19 protein-coding genes are annotated in these 19,092 nt (G+C 67.0%); 14 read left to right on the top strand and 5 right to left on the bottom strand.

What is annotated here, in order from left to right:
• The first annotated feature begins 106 nt into the window (after positions 1-106).
• The 11 genes from Y710_RS01345 to Y710_RS19015 all read left to right on the top strand — a co-directional run bounded on the left by Y710_RS01345 (position 107) and on the right by Y710_RS19015 (position 11,555).
• Positions 107-2,278: an acyl-CoA dehydrogenase family protein gene (locus Y710_RS01345; protein WP_062366011.1), complete on the top strand. Its 2,172-nt coding sequence runs from the start codon at positions 107-109 to the stop codon at positions 2,276-2,278.
• Positions 2,279-2,394: 116 nt separating this feature from the next.
• A complete protein-coding gene (locus tag Y710_RS01340; protein ID WP_006897293.1) occupies positions 2,395-3,486 on the top strand; it encodes an acyl-CoA dehydrogenase family protein in 1,092 nt (363 codons plus the stop codon).
• The gene (locus tag Y710_RS01335; protein ID WP_006897292.1) at positions 3,477-4,643 is read left to right on the top strand and encodes an acyl-CoA dehydrogenase family protein; all 1,167 of its coding nucleotides are present in this window, start codon (positions 3,477-3,479) and stop codon (positions 4,641-4,643) included. The genes Y710_RS01340 and Y710_RS01335 overlap by 10 nt, the downstream gene beginning before the upstream one ends.
• 9 nt (positions 4,644-4,652) lie before the next feature.
• Positions 4,653-5,687, top strand: coding sequence for a bifunctional MaoC family dehydratase N-terminal/OB-fold nucleic acid binding domain-containing protein (locus tag Y710_RS01330; protein ID WP_045537496.1), 1,035 nt, complete (start codon positions 4,653-4,655; stop codon positions 5,685-5,687).
• Positions 5,688-5,689: 2 nt separating this feature from the next.
• Entirely contained in the window at positions 5,690-6,085 is a 396-nt protein-coding gene (locus tag Y710_RS01325; protein ID WP_269430968.1) for a MaoC family dehydratase, read from the top strand.
• The gene (locus tag Y710_RS01320) at positions 6,085-7,263 is read left to right on the top strand and encodes a lipid-transfer protein (protein ID WP_045537492.1); all 1,179 of its coding nucleotides are present in this window, start codon (positions 6,085-6,087) and stop codon (positions 7,261-7,263) included. Before Y710_RS01325 ends, Y710_RS01320 begins: the two co-directional genes overlap by 1 nt.
• Before the next feature lie 40 nt (positions 7,264-7,303).
• Positions 7,304-8,929: an AMP-binding protein gene (locus tag Y710_RS01315; protein ID WP_045537490.1), complete on the top strand. Its 1,626-nt coding sequence runs from the start codon at positions 7,304-7,306 to the stop codon at positions 8,927-8,929.
• A gap of 134 nt (positions 8,930-9,063) precedes the next feature.
• Entirely contained in the window at positions 9,064-9,432 is a 369-nt protein-coding gene (locus tag Y710_RS01310; protein WP_045537488.1) for a DUF732 domain-containing protein, read from the top strand.
• A 35-nt stretch (positions 9,433-9,467) separates the two neighbouring features.
• A complete protein-coding gene (locus Y710_RS01305) occupies positions 9,468-9,881 on the top strand; it encodes an elongation factor Tu (RefSeq protein ID WP_231875645.1) in 414 nt (137 codons plus the stop codon).
• Between the two features lie 570 nt (positions 9,882-10,451).
• Positions 10,452-11,147: a hypothetical protein gene (locus Y710_RS01300; RefSeq protein WP_062366009.1), complete on the top strand. Its 696-nt coding sequence runs from the start codon at positions 10,452-10,454 to the stop codon at positions 11,145-11,147.
• Positions 11,148-11,282: 135 nt separating this feature from the next.
• Positions 11,283-11,555 carry a hypothetical protein gene (locus Y710_RS19015; protein ID WP_006897284.1) on the top strand — a complete coding sequence of 91 codons (273 nt, stop codon included), beginning with the start codon at positions 11,283-11,285 and terminating at the stop codon, positions 11,553-11,555.
• Positions 11,556-11,565: 10 nt separating this feature from the next.
• Here the strand turns inward: Y710_RS19015 and Y710_RS01290 are convergent, their stop codons facing one another.
• Positions 11,566-13,188 (bottom strand): ABC-F family ATP-binding cassette domain-containing protein, encoded by a 1,623-nt coding sequence (locus tag Y710_RS01290; RefSeq protein WP_045537484.1) that lies wholly within the window; start codon positions 13,186-13,188, stop codon positions 11,566-11,568.
• Positions 13,189-13,349: 161 nt separating this feature from the next.
• Entirely contained in the window at positions 13,350-13,988 is a 639-nt protein-coding gene (locus Y710_RS01285; RefSeq protein ID WP_006897282.1) for a TetR/AcrR family transcriptional regulator, read from the bottom strand.
• Positions 13,989-14,105: 117 nt separating this feature from the next.
• Here Y710_RS01285 and Y710_RS01280 point away from each other — a divergent pair, with 117 nt between their 5' ends.
• Both Y710_RS01280 and Y710_RS01275 read left to right on the top strand, forming a co-directional pair.
• The gene (locus Y710_RS01280; RefSeq protein ID WP_045537482.1) at positions 14,106-15,437 is read left to right on the top strand and encodes a flavin-containing monooxygenase; all 1,332 of its coding nucleotides are present in this window, start codon (positions 14,106-14,108) and stop codon (positions 15,435-15,437) included.
• Complete coding sequence (locus tag Y710_RS01275; protein WP_045537480.1) at positions 15,434-16,576, top strand: EstA family serine hydrolase; 1,143 nt, start codon at positions 15,434-15,436, stop codon at positions 16,574-16,576. Before Y710_RS01280 ends, Y710_RS01275 begins: the two co-directional genes overlap by 4 nt.
• Positions 16,577-16,583: 7 nt before the next feature.
• Here the strand turns inward: Y710_RS01275 and Y710_RS01270 are convergent, their stop codons facing one another.
• On the bottom strand, positions 16,584-17,036 hold the full coding sequence (locus Y710_RS01270) for a MarR family winged helix-turn-helix transcriptional regulator (protein WP_045537479.1): 453 nt from the start codon (positions 17,034-17,036) through the stop codon (positions 16,584-16,586).
• Positions 17,037-17,133: 97 nt separating this feature from the next.
• Between Y710_RS01270 and Y710_RS01265 the strand changes: the two genes are divergently transcribed.
• The gene (locus Y710_RS01265) at positions 17,134-17,517 is read left to right on the top strand and encodes a DUF5313 family protein (RefSeq protein WP_045537477.1); all 384 of its coding nucleotides are present in this window, start codon (positions 17,134-17,136) and stop codon (positions 17,515-17,517) included.
• 5 nt (positions 17,518-17,522) lie between these two features.
• On the opposite strand, the gene Y710_RS01260 is transcribed toward Y710_RS01265, so the two are convergent.
• Both Y710_RS01260 and Y710_RS01255 read right to left on the bottom strand, forming a co-directional pair.
• Entirely contained in the window at positions 17,523-18,125 is a 603-nt protein-coding gene (locus Y710_RS01260; protein WP_045537475.1) for a hypothetical protein, read from the bottom strand.
• Positions 18,126-18,225: 100 nt separating this feature from the next.
• On the bottom strand, positions 18,226-19,077 hold the full coding sequence (locus Y710_RS01255; RefSeq protein WP_045537473.1) for an SDR family oxidoreductase: 852 nt from the start codon (positions 19,075-19,077) through the stop codon (positions 18,226-18,228).
• Positions 19,078-19,092: the final 15 nt, after the last annotated feature.

The raw sequence follows: 19,092 nt of genomic DNA, 5'->3' as shown, positions 1-19,092 counted from the left end.
CGTCCATCGGCCGCCAGTTGGCAGCCGCCCTCCGATGGTGTACACCCAATGGATATTAGAACAGGTTCTAATTGACGTTACCAACAGAATCTCGGAGGAGGTCTCGGTGACAATCGCCACGTCAGCGGACCAAAGGGTTGTAAGTGACAGTATCGCTGCTTGGGCTCAGGCGCGCGATGTTCGCTCCGCGGTGCGGGGCGATCTCGACCACTCGGCGGACTCCTGGCGTCCGCTGTGGACGCAGATCGCGGACCTCGGGCTGTTCGCCGCCGGTGTTCCGGAGAGTGCGGGAGGTGCAGGCGGCAGCGTCGAGGACGTCGCCGTGATGTTCTCCGCCTGCGGTTCGGAGCTGGTTCCCGGTCCGCTTGCGCCGACGATGGCCGCCGGATACGTGCTGGCCACGCAGGGTGCGGAACTCGCCGACGAGGTGATGGCCGGACAGCGCCCGGTGGTGGTGCCCGCCACCGCGGTCGCCGAGTCCGCGGGCTTCGGCGTGGTCGACGGCTCAGTGGACCTCGGTCTGATCCCCGCGTACGTGTCCGACGCACTCGTCGCCGCACCGCTGACATTCGACGGCGGCACCGTGCGGTGGCGCCTCATCGATCCGGCATCGTGCCGCATGGAGACCGACGCGGTCGCCGGGCCCCTGGACGGCACGGCGGTCCCGGTGCGGGTGCGGGTGTCGGAGCTCTCGGAGGAGGAGACGCTCGCGCTGGACGACGGTGAGCTGTTCGTGGCCCTCCTGCACGTCGGCGTGATCGCCTATCAGGCCGGGGTCGCCGCGCACGTCCTGGACCTGGCGGTCGACTATGCGAAGGTCCGCACCCAATTCGGTGCGGTGATCGGGTCGTTTCAGGCGATCAAGCAGATCTGCGCGGACATGCTCTGCCGGAGCGAGCAGCTCGCCGCCGCCGCATGGGACCTCGCTCGCGCGCTCGACGACGCGCGGACCGGTACCGGTGATCAGGGTCGTGACCAGGTGGAACTGAGCAGGCTGGCGGCCGCGGTGCTGACCGCGGATCTCTCGCCCGCCAACGCGAAGGACGCCATTCAGGTCCTCGGCGGCATCGGCTTCACCTTCGAGCACGACGCGCACCTGTATCTGCGTTCCGCGCTCGCCGCGCGCATGCAGCTCGCCGCCGGGGAGCCCCAGCGCGCGGCGTTGGCCGAGCTCGGCCGTGCCGGCGGCCGCCGAGAGTTCTCGCTCGACCTCGCCGACGCCGAGGCCCGCAGGCCCGCGATCGCGGCCACCGCCGAGGCGATCGCGGCGGTACCGGAGTCGGAGCGACGCGCCGAGCTCGCTCGCACCGGATTCCTCGCCCCGCACTGGCCGGAGCCCTACGGATTGTCGGCCGATCCGGCGTTGCAGCTGCTCATCGACGCGGAGCTCGACCGGGTCGGCGTGGTCCGCCCCGACCTGGTGATCGCCGGATGGGCGCTGCCGACCATCCTGGAGCACGGCACCGACGAGCAGCGCGAGAAGTTCGTCTCGCCCACCCTCGCGGGCGAGATCCGCTGGTGCCAGCTGTTCAGCGAACCCGAGGCGGGCAGCGATCTCGCATCACTGCGCACGCGCGCGGTCCGCACCGACGGCGGCTGGCTGCTGACCGGACAGAAGATCTGGACGTCGGAGGCGCACATGTCGCAGTGGGCGGTGTGCCTGGCGCGGACCGATCCGGACGTGGCCAAGCACAAGGGCATCACGTATTTCCTGGTCGACATGTCGGCACCGGGCATCGACATCCGTCCGCTGCGGGAGCTGACCGGCCGGGCGATGTTCAACGAGGTCTTCCTCGACAACGTTTTCGTGCCCGATTCCATGGTGGTCGGCGACGTCGGCAACGGCTGGCGCCTGGCGCGCACCACCCTCGCCAACGAGCGTGTCGCCATGGGCGGGTCCGGGCTGGGCAAGGAGGTGGATGCGCTGCTCCGGCAACTCGACAGCAGCGGCGTCGAACTGACCGGGGCCCAGACGCTCGAACTGGGCCGGATCATCGCCGACGCCCACATCGGACGGGTGCTCGACGCGCGGTCGGTGGCTCAGCGGCTCAGTGGCACCGACCCGGGCGCCACGTCGAGTGTCCGGAAACTGATCGGTGTGGTGCACCGGCAGTCGGTGCCCGAGTTCGCCACCGATCTGCTGGGGTGCGAGGGGCTGGGCGCCACCGCCGCCACTGACCTGCTGCTGCTGAATCGCTGCCTCTCGATCGCCGGTGGAACCACCCAGATCCTGAAGAACGCAGCGGCTGAACGGATTCTAGGTCTACCCCGCGGCTGAGCGGGAAACGCGTCGACAACGGCACGAAAATCGCAGGGCATCGGCAAGATGTGACACCGGTCTCTGGGTCTCTGATAAACTAGAACAAGTTCTAATACTGCTGGAGGAGGAGCCGGGTGGATTTCACCCTGGAGCCCACCGCTGCTGCGGTCCGCGACGTCGCCGACGAGGTGATGCGCCGACTGCAGCCGGACTGGGAGAGCAAGTTCACCGAAGGAGCCGGCGGCTTCGATGCCGCCGCATGGGAGGCGCTCACCGGAGCCGGAGTCACCGTGCTTCCGCTGCCCGAGTCGCTCGGAGGCGACGGGCTGGCGATCGATTCGCTGGTGCCGCTGCTGACCCGCGCGGGTCACGACGCCGTCGTGGCTCCGCTGATCGGGACCCTGGTCTCCGGACTGGTGCTGGCTCGGTCGTCCTCGGCGGCCGAGCACGCTCGCGCCATCGCCGAGGGCGGCTGGCACGCCGTCGCGATCGGCGAACGGGGTCGCGCACTGGGTGAGGCCCCGACGGTCACGCTCACCGACACCGTCGACGGGGCCCGGCTCGACGGCGTCAAGACCGGCGTGCTCGCGGCCGAAGGCGCATCGGCGCTGCTGGTGGTGGCCGACAGAGGCGTCGCCGTGGTGACGCCCGACGCCGCCGGCGTCGAGATCAGCCGAACCACCGCGTCGTCGGGCTGGGGCGAGTACACGGTCGTGTTCGACGGTGTCGCCGTGCCGCACTCGCACGTCGTCGCCGACGATCCCCGCCCGGCCGTCGACGCGTACCGGGCGCTGTTCGCCGCGTACGTCGACGGACTGGTGGCCGGCGCGGTCAAGCGGACCGCCGAGCACGTCTCGACCCGCCACCAGTTCGGCAAGCCGATCGCCGGATTCCAGGCCGTCGGCCAGCAGTTGGCGGACGTCTATGTGATCTCCCGGACCATGAATCTGGTCGCCACGGCGGCGGCGTGGGACATCGCGAACGGAGTCGATCCCGAGCAGGATCTCGCCACGGCGATGTATTGGATCGCCGCCGAACTGCCGGCCACTCTGCGCACCATGACGCACCTGCACGGCGGCGTCGGCGTGGACGTGACCTACCCGCTGCACCGCTACTTCTCACTGGTCAAGGACGCCGCTCGTCTGGCGGGCGGCGCACACGCCACGCTCGACAAGCTGGCCGACGAGACCGTTCCCGCCGGACAGGAGGCGCTCGCATGTTCGTAGCGTTCACCGACGAGCAGATCGCCTTGCGCGACGAATTGCGCGCCTACTTCGCCGGCCTCATCAGCCCGGACGAGGAGCGCACGATGCGCACCGAGCGGCACGGTCCGAGCTACCGCAACGTCATCTCCCGCATGGGCGCCGACGGCTGGCTCGGTGTCGGCTGGCCGAAGGAGTTCGGCGGCAAGGGCTTCGGCGAGATCGAACAGCAGATCTTCACCAATGAGGCGGTGCGGGCCGACGTTCCGCTGCCGTCGGTGACTCTGCAGACTGTCGGCCCCACCCTGCAGCGTTACGGGACTCAGGAGCAGAAGGACTTCTTCCTGCCGAAGATCCTCGCCGGCGAGGTGCACTTCGCGATCGGCTACACCGAACCCGACGCCGGTACCGACCTCGCCTCGCTGACCACGCGGGCCGTCGTCGATCCGGCCACCGGCGACTACATCGTGAACGGTCAGAAGATCTTCACCACCGGCGGCCACGACGCCGATTACATCTGGCTCGCCTGCCGCACCGATGCCGAGGTGCCGAAGCACAAGGGCATCTCGATCCTCATCGTCGACACGAAGGATCCCGGGTTCACCTGGACGCCGATCATCACCGCCGACGGTGCGCACCATGTCAACGCCACCTACTACAACGACGTCCGCGTGCCCGCGAGCATGCGCGTCGGGGAGGAGGGCGACGGCTGGAAGCTGATCACCACCCAGCTCAATCATGAGCGCGTCATGCTCGGGCCGTCGGGGCGCATCGGCGGGCTGGAGGACCGGCTGCGCGCGTGGGCCCGGTCCGCCCAGTACGAGGGCGCCCCGGTGATCGAGCAGGAGCAGGTGCGACGGCTCCTCGCGCAGATCGGCGCATACGAGCGGCTCAACGAGCTGCTGAACTGGCAGGTCGCGTCGAACGGAGAGATCTCCATGGCGGATGCCGCGGCGACGAAGGTCTTCTCCACCGAGCGGCTTCAGACGATCTACCGGCTGATCGACGACGTCGTCGGACGCTTCGGCGACTTCACCGAACCGGTCACGTCGGAGTTCGCCGAATGGCTCGACATGCAGGCGAAGCGCAACGTCGTCATCACCTTCGGCGGCGGTGTCAACGAGGTGATGCGCGACATGATCGGCACGGCCGGCCTCGGCCTGCCGCGGACGAAGCGATAGGGGGGCGGGATGACGATCACCCGAGAGGCGATCACCGGGCAGTCGACGCCTGAGCAGATCCGTGCCGCGGCGGCTGAGATCGCCGCCCGGGGCGCCAGCGCTCCCCGGACCGGCCGGGACCCGATCAACCAGCCGATGGTGAACAACTGGCTGGAGGCGATGGGCGACGAGAACCCCATCTACGTCGACGACACCGCAGCGCGCGCCGCCGGTCATCCCGGCGTCGTGGCGCCCCCGGCGATGGCGCAGGTGTGGACGATGCGCGGGCTGCACGGTGTCCGTACCGGCGACGATCCGCTGGGTCTGGCGACTGAACTCTTCGACGCGGCCGGTTACACCTCGGTGGTCGCCACCAACTGCGACACGGTGTACCACCGGTACACCCGTCCGGGTGAGGAGGTGACGATCACCTCGGAACTGACCGAGGTGGTGGGGCCGAAGCAGACCGCGCTCGGGGAGGGCTGGTTCTTCACCACGCGCAACACCTGGCGTGTGGGCGAGGAGACCGTCGCCGAGATGGACTTCCGGATCCTCAAGTTCCGTCCCGCCGCACCGGTGTCGGAGACACCGCGGGAGCAGACCGCCGACTTCGCCGGTCTTGATCCCACCAAGCTCATTCGACCGTCGGCCTCGCGCGACACCCGCTTCTTCTGGGACGGCGTGGCCGCCCACGAACTGCGCATTCAGAAGGTGCAGGACGGCTCGCTTCGGCATCCGCCGATTCCCGCGGTCTGGACCGAACGCGGCGCCGACGGCGAGTACCCCGACACCGACTACGTGGTCGCGGCCGGGACCGGCACCGTGTACAGCTACGTCGTCCACCACGCGCCGCGGGTCCCGGGACGGGAACTGCCCTTCGTGGTGGCGCTCGTGGAGCTCGACGAGGGCGTCCGCATGCTGGGACAGCTGCGCGGCGTCGATCCGGACGCGGTGCGGATCGGAATGCCCGTCGAGGTGGAGTTCCTCGATTTCCCGGGAGACGACGACTCCGGCGGCGAGCCGTGGTCGCTCTATGCATGGCGAGCGAAGGAGACGGCGAAGTGACCGTGCAGACCATCCAGGTGGGCCAGACGCTGCCCCCGCTGGTGATCGACGCGTCGCCGACATTCGTCGTGGCATCGGCGATCGCCACCCGCGACTATCAGGACGTCCATCACGATCGAGACCTGGCCCAGCAGAAGGGCTCGAAGGACATCTTCGTGAACATCCTGACCGACACCGGTCTGGTGGAGCGCTTCGTGACCGACTGGGCGGGTCCGCGGGCGCGGATCGGCGCCATCGAACTCAAGCTCGGGGTGCCCTGGTACGCCTACGACACGCTCACCTTCACCGGTGAGGTGACGCAGGTGGACGACGTCGCCGTCACTGTCGCGGTGACCGGCACCAATTCTCTTGGCAAGCACGTGATCTCCAAGGTCACCTTCACCCGCGAGGAGGCGTGATGACGGACCGGACGCTCTCCGGCAAGGCCGCGATCGCCGGGATCGGCGCCACCGACTTCTCGAAGAACTCGGGCCGCAGCGAACTCCGGCTGGCCGCGGAGTGCGTGAACGCGGCCCTGGCCGACGCCGGCCTGTGCGCCACCGACGTCGACGGCCTGGTGACCTTCACGATGGACACCAATATGGAGATCGCGGTGGCGCGGGCGACGGGCATCCCCGAACTCAAGTACTTTTCCCGCATCCACTACGGCGGCGGCGCCGCGGCGTCGACGGTGCAGCAGGCGGCGATGGCGGTCGCCACCGGCGTATGCGACGTGGTGGTCGCCTATCGCGCCTTCAACGAGCGGTCGGGCAACCGATTCGGCCAGGTCAACGCGGCTGTCGCCAACCAGGAGAATTCGTCGGGCACCGACAACGCCTTCTCGTACCCGCACGGACTCTCGACGCCCGCGGCGTTCGTCGCGATGGTCGCGCAGCGGTACATGTACGAGTACGGGGCCACGAGCGAGGACTTCGGGCGCATCGCGGTGGTGGACCGCAAGCACGCGGCGACCAATCCGAACGCCTTCTTCTACGGCAAGCCGATCACCCTCGAAGACCATCAGGCCTCGCGCTACATCGCCGAGCCGCTGCATCTGCTCGACTGCTGCCAGGAGTCCGACGGCGGCGTCGCCATCGTCGTCGTGTCGCCCGAGCGTGCGAAGGACCTCAAGCAGAAGCCGGTGACGATCGCCGGTGCCGCATCGGGCAGCGGTACCGACCAGTTCATCATGACCAGCTACTACCGGGACGCGCTGCCCGAGCTGGCGGAGATGGGACTGGTCGGGCGGCAATTGTTCGCGCAGTCCGGACTCACGACGTCCGACATCGACATGGCGGTGCTGTACGACCACTTCACGCCCTACACGCTCATTCAACTCGAGGAACTGGGTTTCTGCGGACGCGGCGAGGCGAAGGACTTCGTCTCACAGCCCGGTGCACTCGAAGTGGGCGGTGTGCTGCCGCTCAACACACACGGCGGCCAGCTGGGCGAGGCGTACATCCACGGTATGAACGGCATCGCCGAAGGGGTCCGTCAGCTGCGCGGTACCTCCGTCAACCAGGTCGACGGCGCCGAGCACGTCCTCGTCACCGCGGGCACCGGCGTGCCCACCTCGGGCCTGATCCTGTCCGCCTGACCCCGACCCCGTCGGTTCCCTCCCAAGGAGATCAACAAAGATGAAGTTCAACCTCGCAGACGTCTTCGAGACCGTCGTCGACGCTGTTCCCGAGCGCGTGGTCCTCACCTGGGAGGGCCACGACTACACGTACGCCGATCTCGACAGGCTCGCCAATCAGGTGGCGCATCACTTCGCCGCGCACGGGGTCGGCAAGGACGACAACGTCGCGCTGTTCCTGAAGAACAGCGTCGAGCACGTCACCTCGCTGATCGGCCTCATCAAAGTCCGTGCGGTGCCGGTGAACGTGAACTACCGCTACACCGACTCCGAGCTGGAGTACATCTTCGACAACTCCGACTCGGCCGCCATCGTCGTGGAGCTTCCCGAACATCAGCGCAGCGTCGCGAACCTGATGGCTTCGCTGCCCGAACTGCGTACCGTCTTCGTGATCGGAGAGGCGGTGGACGAGCTGACCGCCGCGGCGGCCGCCCTCGACGGCCGCACCGTCGAGATCGTCGATTTCAACGGCTACATCGCCCGGTCCACCGAGCGCGACTTCGAGAAGCGGACCGGTGAGGAGCTGTACCTGATCTACACGGGCGGCACCACGGGTTATCCGAAGGGCGTCATGTGGCAGCATGACGACTTCTTCCGCAAGCCGATCTCCGGCGGCAACCCCTACGGACCGCCGCGCGCGGATCTCGCGGAGCTGGCCAAGGAGGTCCAGAACTTCCCGTCGCTGTCGTTCCTGATCGCCGCGCCGCTCATGCACGGAGCCGCCTCGTACTCGCTGTTCACGTTCATTTCGCTGGGCGGGCGTCTGATCCTGGAGCGCGACTTCGACGCCGCCAAGATCGTTCGCAACATCGGCAGGGACAAGACGCAGATGATTCTGATCGTCGGCGATGCGATGGGCATGCCCTTGGCCGACGAGATGGAGAAGCAGAAGGACACCGCCGACTTCTCGACCCTGTTCTCGATCACCTCGGGCGGCGCGCTGTGGAGTCAGAGCGTCCGGGAACGGATGCTCGCGGTGAAGCCGGATCTGATGCTGCGTGACAATTTCGGCGCCTCGGAGTCGGGCAACGACGGCGAGATCAAGATGGACGAGAACGGCAACCTCATGGTGCCGCCGACCGACCGGATGATGGTGGTGGACGAGAAGTTCAACAAGATCACCACTCCCAACGAGGTCGGTCACATCGCCCGCATCGGCAACATCCCGATGGGGTACTACAAGGATCCGGAGAAGACCGCGCGGACCTTCCCGACGCTGGCCGACGGCACACGCATCTCGGTGCTCGGCGACATGGGGTACCTGCGCGAGGACGGCAGCATCGTCTTCCTCGGCCGTGGCAGCCAGTGCATCAACACCGGCGGTGAGAAGGTCTACGCCGAAGAGGTCGAAGGCGCTCTGCACGCGCATCCGGCCGTGGCCGACGCCCTCGTGGTGCCTGCACCGGATCCCAAGTACGGCCAGCGCGTCGCCGCAGTCGTGTCGCTGAACGAGGGCTTCGACGAGCCGTCTCTCGAGGAGATCCAGGAGCACTGCCGCCAGACGCTGGCCGGCTACAAGGTTCCGCGCACGGTGGTCTTCGTCGACGAGGTGAAGCGGACGCCGGCCGGCAAGGCCGACTACAAGTGGGCCAAGGCCACCGCCGCTGAAGAAGGCGCGGCCGTCTAGCTCTTTTCGTCGGTCAGCGGACCCTCATGCCTCGTCCTCGATGCGGTGTGAGGGTCCGCTGACGTGAGGCCTGTCGGGCGATACTGTTCAAGACGACCGCTCGATGCACCCACCCACGACCGAACGGACTGTTCATGCGACTTCGATACCTCGTCATCGCCCCGCTGGTCGCGGGCGCGGTCTTCCTCTCCGCGTGCAGCGGCGATGACAGCAGCAACAGCAGTTCCAACGAGTCGACGTCGGAGGCGCGGACCAGCGTCTATCTCCAGGTGGTGAAATCGTCGGGGTCGTCGTACAAGGACGACGACGCGGCCGTCGCGGCAGGCAAGAAGGCGTGTTCGGAACTGGCGTCGGGCAAGTCGATGATGGAGGTCATCGATTCGATGAACACCGAGGCGGGAGGCAAGGGGCAGGCCGCCGCGGTGGTCGGCGCAGCCATTCCCGCGTTCTGCCCGGATCAGAAGGACAAGATTCTGCCGAGTCAGCTGCGACCCAGCAGCTAGTTCCTCGCGGCGTCTCGGATCGTTAGGGTCGGAGGATGCGATTCTTCAACCGGCAGTCGGAGTCTGCGGCAGCCCAAGCGGACGTGGTCGGACCGTTCCAGTTCCGGATCGAGGACATGTTCACCGTCACGGGCAAGGGACGGCTGTTCACCGGGACCGTGGAGTCCGGGACGGTGGTGACCGGTGCGGCGGCCTCGCTGGTGATCGGCGACAGCGTCGTGTTGGTGCAGGTGGCTCGGGTGAAGACTCGGCGTCGCCGTGCGCCGGCCGTTCTGGAGGAGGGGACGGCCGGCGCGATCGGGCTCGACGGACTGCGGATGGATCAGCTTCCCACCAAACCGTACGGCGGTCAGGTGATCGTCGACATCGATGCGCTCAAGGGCGGCGTGATCCGATCGAGGCTGGCCTCGGACGTCCCGCCCGCCGGGGACGTCGCTGACGGTCAGTGAAACCGGGGGAGCGTTCGGGGTAGGCGGATCGGCGATCGGACGGCGAACTGTCTTTCATGTCGCCCACATCTACGACTCACAGGTCATCGTTCCCTTCGTAGGGAAGCGCCGCATCCCTACGATCCTCCGATATGTCCGTCTTGACCAGGAGTAGTCGCCCAGGAGGAATTACGCCTGGGTAGAATTGGTAGCCTTGCGTCGATGTGAGCAACTGCGAATCGTCCACGCCTTCGACCAGCCATATGTCGACAGGGCGCGTTTACGCGGGCCACGAGCCATCTCGGTGAGGGCATCGTCTCCATCGATCACTATGGAAGTGAAGGCGTAGTCAACGTTTCGTGAGGATCCACGCGCGATCTGCCGGCCAGATTATTGCACGCCGCGTCGAGAACCTCTGCGCAGCACGCTCGACGTCGGCGCGGTTTCTCCGGCGTCGATAACGTCTCGTTCACCGGCTCCACTCAAGAGGGCAAGGCCACAGCCAGTAGCCGAGTTCTCGCTCCCAAGCGGACAAGTCCGTACTCGAATCGGACTACGCTCCAAGTAGACAGTTGCCGAGGGGAGTAGCCAATGGCTTCTGAGTGGGCTCGAGATGAAGTGATTCACGATACCGAAGTGGCTGAATGGGTTGATTCGCTGCTCTTTCAGCCATACTCGGGCACTGTCGGATCACTTGTCCCCGGCGGATACGAGAGGTATCTTCGTGTGTTGCACCCAGCGGAAAGGGTCGTCAACGGTGCTCTGATCGGGAACTATCGATGGTCCGACGTTGCGCGAGTCAATGGCAAGGTAGCTCATGCCGAGATGCAATGGTCAAAGATTTCGCAGGGTGAATTCGAACCCCGCGGGGGATGGTGGAATGAAGGCCCTCATCGAACTAACTCTCTTCGGCCGATGGTGACCGACGAGATCGCACATCATCTGGGGCGCGGACTGAACACCCGTTGTGTATTTGCCTTCTGGGAAGGAAATACGGCGTTTCAAGAGATTTCGTCGATGTGTCCGACCGTCCGGATCGGTGCATTCAACTACTACCTCACCATGGGGGATGTGGGCCGTGCGTCAGAGGTACTTGAAGGGATCCGTCCGAACATGTGGTGGGCCGTCGACCGAAGTTGGTTCGTATGCTCGAACGTCGAGCTGGACTCGACGTATATCGGCGCAGATTCGGCTCGTGCTGAGGAGATTGTTCTCAGCCGTTCTCTTGAGTCCTGGCCCACCCTGCGAAGCCATCGAATCACGATAGACGGCGATCGGTTCAACTGAATGCACCAACGACGGGCTGATTACCCGCGGCATACCTGGTTCGCTCGTACCCGAGGTCCCGGGATCGCTTGGGCATGGCTGTTTGCACTCTTGCTGGCTACTCTTACCGCTGTATTCGCGGCAGCAGAGCCCCTGATGCAAGTCACCGACTGTGAGGTATGGAACGCGAGCGATCCCGATTGCAAGGGAAGCGTTCTCGATTTCTACGGCGGCTACTTCCTTGTCAGGGCCTCTGTGCCGCCATTGGCATGCGTGTTGGCGCTGGGGATCCGAACGCCCGCGTTCTCCGTCATCGCCTGCCTCGTCATCGGGTCCAGCATTCTCATTGCTTCATTCATGCTCTACTTCCTCCCAGTCCTTCTCGTTGTCGCGTGCCTCGCCGGGTATCAGGTGGTCGTGTCTCATTGAGGATCGAGTCTCACTCCGGCAGATCGTCCCGCTGCCTCAGGGTCCCGTCCCCGGGCAGTTCCACGACGGTGTCGAGGCCGAGCCTGTTCAGGAACGGGTAGTCGTGGCTGGCGACGATCAGGGCACCGCGGTAAGCATTGAGAGCGACGGCGAGCTGGTCGACGCTCGTCGTGTCCAGATTGTTGGTCGGCTCGTCGAGAACGAGCACCTGGTGCGGAGGATCGGCGAAGAGCAGCTTCGCCAAGCAGACGCGGAACCGTTCGCCGCCCGAGAGCGTCGACACCGGCCGGTCGACGGTGTCGCCACGCAGGAGGAGCCGCGCCAGGTGATTCCGGATCTGGCCGGTGGCGGTGCCGGGTGCGGCGGCTTGGAGGTTCGCGAGTGCGCCGGCACTCTCGTCGAGACCGTCGAGCCGCTGGGGGAGGACGCCGACACGGTCGGTGAACAGGCGTCCGCCGGGGCGGCCGGCAGTGGGTTCGGCGCCGCTGATCATGTGCCCGAGCAGCGTCGACTTGCCCGACCCGTTCGGTCCGACGATGGCCAGGCGTTCGGGTCCCTGGACGAACACCGACCGCTCGCCGGCGGTGAGTTCGGCGATGCGCCTGCTTCGCGGGACCGCCGGGTCGGGAAGGTCGAGACTGATGCGGTCGTCGTCGCGAACCCGGGCGTCGGCCGCGTCGAGTGCGGCCTGCGCGACCCGGACCTTCTGGTCGAGTACCGAGCGCATGGCACCGGCCGATCCCTGCGCGCTGTCGGCGAGCATGCCCGCGACGATCCTCGGGACGCCGCCGTCGCGCTGGGCCTTCTTCGCCGTCCGCTCACGCCTGGCCAGCTTGGTCTCAGCCTCCGCCCGCTGCCGCTTCTCCGTCTTCAACACCTGTTGCGCCGCTCGGGCGGCCTGTACTGCGGCAGCCTGCTCCTGGTCAGCGTGAGCCTTCCACGCACTGTAGGGACCGCCGAAGGTCTCCAGCACGCCGTCGTGCAGTTCGGCGGTCGCATCCATGTGTTCGAGGAGTTCGAGGTCATGGCTCACCACGATCAGTGCACCCGGCCAGTCGTCGATCATCTCAGCGAGGCGAGCGCGCGTCGGGCGGTCGAGGTTGTTCGTGGGCTCATCGAGCAGAGTGATGGCCGTGCGGTGCATCCGCAGACCGGCCACCGCTATCAGCATCGCCTCCCCGCCGGACAGTTCCGCGACCGAACGGTCGACGTCGGCGGCGGAGAATCCGAGACGATCGAGCGATTCGGCCGCGCGCGCTTCGACGTCCCAGTCATCACCGATCGTCTCGAAGTGGCGCGCATCCGCGTCGCCGGACTCGATCGCTCGCAGCGCTTCGAGTACGTCGGCGATGCCGAGGAGTTCGGCGACGGTGGAGTCGCCGGTCAGCGTGAGGGTCTGCGGCAGGTAACCGACGTCGCCGGCGGTCTCGATCCGGCCGGACGACGGCGTGAGCCTCCCGGCGATGAGCCGGAGCAGGGTGGATTTGCCGGAGCCGTTGCGGCCGACGAGACCGGTCCGGCCGGCGCCGAACGAGCCGTCGACGCCCGACAGCGCGACGCTGCCGTCGGGCCAGGAGAACGAGAGCGAGACGATCGTGACGGACGATTCAGGCGTGGTGGATGTGTGAGGCATGGTGGAGCTCGATTCACGAGAGTCGCCGCGCGAGGTGATGCGCCGGCGAGGCGGATGAGGACACACTGGTGCCGGAGAACCGGCTTCAGGCCCTGTCGACCTCGATCTCGCAATCCACGACGGTGAGGCTACTCGTGTCGGGTGCTCGGCGCATCCGAGATTCAGCGGGTGCCGGGAGGCTGGAGCGCCGGGTACCAGATGTCGGTGAGGACGTCGGCGGCTCGGTCCGGCGCGAACTCGATGGTTCGCTGGACGGTGGAGCGTGTGAAGTACCGCTCCAGTTGGGTCACGAGCAGTTCGATGCGGAAGCGGGCCTCTTCCCGGCGGTCGTCCGGCCACCGCGACAGGTAGTCGGGCATCGCATCGGTCAACGCGGTGATCGACGCGCGGCCCACGCTCCGGAACTCGGGATCGGCGGAGAGGGCCTCGTCCCAGGCCGGGAGGATGTCGCGATTGGCGTCGAACCACTCGAGGGCCCGTTCGATCCACGCGGTGAACGCCGCTCGTGAACCGTCGCGGAGGACGGCGTCCAGGTCGCCGTACACCGACGCTGCGCGCTGCTGCATGGTCTCGGCGCTGATCCTCGCCAGGATGTCCGTCTTGTTGGTGAAGTGCAGGTAGAACGTGGCACGACTGCATCCGACCGCTCGGGTGATGTCGTCGACGGTCACGTCGGCGTAGCCGTTCTCGGTGAACAGACCGCGCGCGGCCTCGAGCAGGGCCAGCCGGGTTCGGCGTTTCTGTTCGTCCCGCAGATTGGGCCGCTGCGCCCCGACCGTGTCCTCCCGCATGAAGACCATGATGCTCGCCGCTCATCTCGATTGACAATGTGACCACTGACTAGACACGTGTCAGTGAGATCCCTACGGTGGGTCTGTGACGGTCGACACGTACGGCCGCTGACGAGAGGACAGAGCATGACACGCGATCGCGTCGCCATCATCGGTGCCGGCTGCTCCGGCTTCACCACGGCCAAGCGACTCAAGGACGAAGGCATCGAGTACGACTGTTTCGAGATGTCGGACGACGTCGGAGGCAACTGGTACTACGACAACCCGAACGGAATGTCGGCCTGCTACCAGTCGCTCCACATCGACACGTCCACCAGCCGGCTGGAGTTCGACGATTACCCGGCGCCGCGCGACTGGCCGCATTTTCCGCACCACACGCTGATGCACCGGTACTTCCGCGACTACGTCGACCACTTCGGGCTGCGCGAGACCATCACGTTCAACACGGCGGTGGAGAAGGCCGACCGTGAACCGGGCGGCGGCTGGACGCTGACCCTGAGCACCGGGGAGCGCCGCGAGTACGGTGCCCTGGTGGTCGCCAACGGTCACCACTGGAATCCGTTCGTCCCGGAGTACCCCGGCAGCTTCGACGGGCAGATCATCCACAGCCACGACTACCGCAGCCCTTTCGCTCCGATCGACATGCACGGTCAGCGCGTGATGGTGGTCGGGATGGGCAACTCGGCGCTCGACATCGCCTCCGAACTCTCCAACCGCTCCGTCGCCGAACACGTCTGGGTCTCGGCGCGGCGTGGCGTATGGGTGCTGTCGAAGTACCGCGGCGGCAAGCCCGCCGACAAGATGATGATGCCGCCGTGGATGCCGAAGAAGCTGGGTCTGGCGATCGCGCGACGGTCGATCAAGAAGTCGATCGGCAGGATGCAGGACTACGGTCTGCCCGAGCCCGATCACGAACCGCTGTCGGCGCACCCCTCGGTGAGCATCGACTTCCTGGCCAAGTCCGGTTCCGGTGACCTGACCTGCGTACCTGCGATCGAGCGTCTCGACGGTGACGCCGTGATCCTGACCGACGGCCGCCGGGTGACGGTCGACGTGATCGTGATGGCGACCGGCTATCGCATGGCGTTCCCGTTCTTCGACGATCCCGCGCTGATGCCCGATGCGCAGCATCGTTTCCCGTTGTTCAAGCGGATCGTTCATCCGGACGTCGACGATCTGTACTACGCCGGCCTGGCGCAGTCGTCTCCCACGATCGTCAATCTGGCCGAGCAGCAGAGCAAACTGATCGCCGATCATCTTCTGGGCCGGTATGCGTTGCCGTCCCGCGCCGAGATGCGGAAGGCGATCGTCGACGACGAGCGTCGTCACCTGGGGCAGTACTACAACGCGCCGCGCCACACGATTCAGGTCGATTTCGCGCGGTACAAAGTGGATCTGCTGGCCGAACTCGCGGCCGGGCGAGAACGCGCCAAGCACCCGGTGGCCGCAGCACGATGACGGTCTCGGGAACGTGCGTGTCCGCATTCGAGCCGGTGCGGGATCTGTTCGCCGCCAAGCTCGAGTCGGGCGATGAGGTGGGTGCCTGCCTCGCTGTGGTGTCCGGTGACGACATGGTCGTGGATCTCTGGGGCGGCACGGCCGACGTGCCCTCGGGACGTGTGTGGGAACGCGACACCCTCGCGAACACGTACTCGCTGACCAAGACGATGACGGCGCTCGCGGTCCTGCTGCTCGCTGATCGCGGGGAGGTGGATCTCGATGCGCCGGTCGCCCGCTACTGGCCGGAGTTCGGGGCGGCGGGCAAGCAGAACGTCCTGGTCCGGCAGGTGCTGGGACATACGAGCGGCGTCGCCGGCTGGGATGCGAACATCAGCCTGAGCGACATCTACTCGCACGAGGAGGCGGCGGCACTGCTGGCCGCGCAGGAGCCCTGGTGGACGCCCGGCGCGGGTTCGGGTTACCACGTGCTCACCTTCGGGACCCTGCTCGGGGAGGTGGTCCGGCGTGTCACCGGCTCGAGCCTCGGACGGTTCTTCGCCGAGGAACTCGCCGGTCCGCTCGGCGCCGACTACCGCATCGGAGTGACGGACGAGGCGCCGGAGCGGTTCGCCTCGATGGTCGCTCCGTCATCCGCGGCGGCGGACTACTCGTCGATTCCGCCCGACAGCCTGATCTGCCGAACGCTCCTGAACCCGGCGTTCGCGCCGTCGATCGTCACCGACCCCGATTTCCTCGCGGCCGAGATCGGAGCGGCGAACGGCCAGGGGAACGCCCGGTCGGTGGCTCGGCTCGCGTCGCTCGTCTCCGGAGGCGGTGCCGTCGGCGGGCGAGCGGCGCTGTCGCGCACCACTCTCGAGCGGATCTTCGACGTCCAGGCGGACGGCGTCGACAGAGTCCTCGGTGTACCGGTGCGTTTCGGTCTCGGCTGGGCGCTTCCGGGTGCGGTGATGCCAGGCGTCCCGGAGGGACGGGTCTGCTGGTGGACCGGGTTCGGCGGTTCGGTGGTGGTCGCCGATCTCGACCGCGACCTCGCCGTGGCCTACGTGATGAACAAGATGTCGCCGGAACTCGTCGGCGCTGCGAAGCCCAACGAGTATCTGGCGGCGGTGTACGACTGCGTCGGTCGCGGTCGGTGATCTCCGGTCACCTGGCTTCGGCGGCCACCGCAGCCGCGTTCACCTTGGTCAGAACGGCGTGGAGTTCGCCGAGCAGTTCCAGGTCTCCGCCCAGGGCGTCGACCACCTGCGGCGGGATCTCGAGTGCCTGCTCGCGCAGTGCCACACCGGCCTCGGTGAGATGGATCTCCACCTTGCGTTCGTCGTCGTCGCTGCGTCGTCGTTCGATGACGCCGTCGGCTTCGAGTCGCTTGAGCAGCGGGGACAGGGTCGCCGAGTCGAGCTGCAGTAACCGGCCGATCTCGTTGACCGGCAGCGGTGCGTGCTGCCACAGCGCCAGCATCACCAGGTACTGGGGGTGGGTGAGACCGAGCGGCTCCAGCAGCCGTCGATACACCCGGAGCACCGATCGGTTGGCGAGGGCGAGCGCGAAGCAGACCTGCCGTTCCAGCAGGAGGGGATTACCGGGGATGTGGGCCATGACACGAGTCTACGACTATTTCATAGGGCGCTATTGAATCGCGTGATAGATAGTGCAATATTGAGTAGTGCACGATCTAACAACGGAGGTTTTCAGGATGAGCGGTCGCCCGAATCCGATTCAATGGGTTGTCTACGCCTACGGGGGCACGCTCCCCGAGTCGAAGCGCGAGTGGGTGCGCAACGACCTCACCGGCCGGACCGCGACCCTCCGTCACCTGATCCGTTCGCAGTTCTGCTTTCTGCCGCTCTACCTCGTCATGTTCTTCGCGTTCGGCGGCGAGATGTGGATCCGCGGCCTGATGGTTTTGCTGGCGGTGCTGCTCGCGCTGATCTTCTCCGCGTCGTACATGGATCAGAACCGGGTTCTCCGCATGCGTAAGCACGGGCTCGGCAACTCCCCGCTGACCCAGCGACAGCAGGCGCGAGCCGATCTGGAGAAGGAGCGCTACGAGGCCGTCTACGCCGACCGCCGTGGCTGATCCGCTCAGGACGTGGTCAGCACGCCGTTCGCGACGGTGAACCAGCCGTCCGGTGAGGTGCACGTGATCGCGTCGCCGGGGAGCGCGGTGCACGAGAGGTCGCCGAAGGTCAGCCGGTGTCCGGCCGTCAGCGCGGGGGCCGGGGTCGGCCCGCCTTCGGTGATCGTCGGTTCGGTTCCCTGCGCGGTCAACGTGATCGCGTTCGGTGGCCCGTCGAATGCGCCGATGCGGATACTCGGCGCGTCCTCGGGGTAAGGGGCGGCGCAGGTGATGCGCTGCGGCAGGCCGGACCCCGCCGGCTGCAGTACGCATTCGCGAAGGGGATCTCGCGCATCGCTCCATCGGTAGCTTCCCGGTTGCCCGGAAACGGCGTAGGGGGCCGTGTCGACGGTGGTGGCCGACGAGGTGGTCTCGCCGGTGAGCGGGATCGACGTGACGATGACGGTGGAGGTGCGCGTCGGCGGCGGTGCGATGGCCGAGATGCCGCTCAGCGAACTGGTCGGTGCGGACTCGTCGCCCGGTGTGCATGACGACAGCGCCGCTGCCGTCAGGAGTGCCAGTGCGGTGATCGTGAACGCTCGCGCGTCGGCCGTGAAGGTGCACTTCATCCGTGCCCCCTGAAGGTCGGTGCCCCTGCGATGCCCGTCAGATTACCCGCAGGAGCAGGTCGATTCGGACGATCCTCTCCGTCATGTCATCGGCCGGACGTCACTCGCCGTCCGTGAGCGGCTTCTCGTACGCCGACCGCACCGAGGATCCCGTCACCGCGGCGACCTGGTTCGGCACCGTGGCACGCAGGGCGCGGTCGCGCACCGATTGCGGCAGAACGCCGGAGATCGCGACCAGGGCTCCGACGGTCCGCGGCACCCATACCTGGAAGCGCCTGGTCTCGATCGCCGACACCACCGCGGCCGCGACGTCGTCCGGACTCAGCCGCTTCACCGATCCCGAGGAGGTCCCGGCCGCCAACTCGGTGTCGACCACGGTCGGCATCACCGCGGTGATCGCGACGCCGGTGCCGCGCAGTTCCTCCCGTACGCCGGTGAGGTAGCCGAGAACCCCGTGTTTGGTTGCGGCATAAGAGGATTCGCCCGGCGGAGCGAGACGCGACGCCGCTGAAGCCACCGTGACGATGTGGCCGCGTCCGCGGTGCCGCATCTCCGGCGCGGCCAGGCGCACACCGCGGATCACTCCCAGCAGGTTCACGGCCACCATCCGCTCGGCGGCGACCGCGGGTTCGGTGTCGAAGGGGCCGACCCACATCACGCCCGCGTTGTTGACGAGCACGTCGATCGGACCGAGGTCGGCTGCCGCATCGGCCAGGAAGGCGGCGAACGAGTCGTCGTCGGTGACGTCCAGGCGGTAGCCGCGGGCGGTTCCGCCGAGTCTGTCCGCCGCACGGTGAGCCGCGTCGGCGTCGAGGTCGCCGATCGCCACGCGAGCGCCGAGGGCCGTCAACCGGTCGGCGATCGCGAAGCCGATACCCCGCGCGGCGCCGGTGATCGCCACGGTGGTGCCTGCGATCTGAACGGGTCGGTGCCGGCGGAACGAGAAGCGCATGAGTCCAGTCTGCCC

It is taken from the genome of Gordonia sp. QH-12, from assembly GCF_001578675.1.
Lineage (GTDB): Bacteria > Actinomycetota > Actinomycetes > Mycobacteriales > Mycobacteriaceae > Gordonia > Gordonia sihwensis.
The sequence above is the reverse complement of the archived record's forward strand: the minus strand, read 5'-3'. Positions and strand labels throughout refer to the sequence as shown.

What these genes read in the sequence shown, in the direction of transcription:
- Y710_RS01335 (WP_006897292.1), top strand. Translation starts at nt 3,477, where the DNA reads ATGTTCGTAGCGTTCACCGACGAGCAGATCGCCTTGCGCGACGAATTG.
- Y710_RS01330 (WP_045537496.1), top strand. Translation starts at nt 4,653, where the DNA reads ATGACGATCACCCGAGAGGCGATCACCGGGCAGTCGACGCCTGAGCAG.
- Y710_RS01320 (WP_045537492.1), top strand. Translation starts at nt 6,085, where the DNA reads ATGACGGACCGGACGCTCTCCGGCAAGGCCGCGATCGCCGGGATCGGC.
- Y710_RS01315 (WP_045537490.1), top strand. Translation starts at nt 7,304, where the DNA reads ATGAAGTTCAACCTCGCAGACGTCTTCGAGACCGTCGTCGACGCTGTT.
- Y710_RS01310 (WP_045537488.1), top strand. Translation starts at nt 9,064, where the DNA reads ATGCGACTTCGATACCTCGTCATCGCCCCGCTGGTCGCGGGCGCGGTC.
- Y710_RS01305 (WP_231875645.1), top strand. Translation starts at nt 9,468, where the DNA reads ATGCGATTCTTCAACCGGCAGTCGGAGTCTGCGGCAGCCCAAGCGGAC.
- Y710_RS01300 (WP_062366009.1), top strand. Translation starts at nt 10,452, where the DNA reads ATGGCTTCTGAGTGGGCTCGAGATGAAGTGATTCACGATACCGAAGTG.
- Y710_RS19015 (WP_006897284.1), top strand. Translation starts at nt 11,283, where the DNA reads ATGCAAGTCACCGACTGTGAGGTATGGAACGCGAGCGATCCCGATTGC.
- Y710_RS01290 (WP_045537484.1), bottom strand. Translation starts at nt 13,188, where the DNA reads ATGCCTCACACATCCACCACGCCTGAATCGTCCGTCACGATCGTCTCG.
- Y710_RS01285 (WP_006897282.1), bottom strand. Translation starts at nt 13,988, where the DNA reads ATGGTCTTCATGCGGGAGGACACGGTCGGGGCGCAGCGGCCCAATCTG.
- Y710_RS01280 (WP_045537482.1), top strand. Translation starts at nt 14,106, where the DNA reads ATGACACGCGATCGCGTCGCCATCATCGGTGCCGGCTGCTCCGGCTTC.
- Y710_RS01275 (WP_045537480.1), top strand. Translation starts at nt 15,434, where the DNA reads ATGACGGTCTCGGGAACGTGCGTGTCCGCATTCGAGCCGGTGCGGGAT.
- Y710_RS01270 (WP_045537479.1), bottom strand. Translation starts at nt 17,036, where the DNA reads ATGGCCCACATCCCCGGTAATCCCCTCCTGCTGGAACGGCAGGTCTGC.
- Y710_RS01265 (WP_045537477.1), top strand. Translation starts at nt 17,134, where the DNA reads ATGAGCGGTCGCCCGAATCCGATTCAATGGGTTGTCTACGCCTACGGG.
- Y710_RS01260 (WP_045537475.1), bottom strand. Translation starts at nt 18,125, where the DNA reads ATGAAGTGCACCTTCACGGCCGACGCGCGAGCGTTCACGATCACCGCA.
- Y710_RS01255 (WP_045537473.1), bottom strand. Translation starts at nt 19,077, where the DNA reads ATGCGCTTCTCGTTCCGCCGGCACCGACCCGTTCAGATCGCAGGCACC.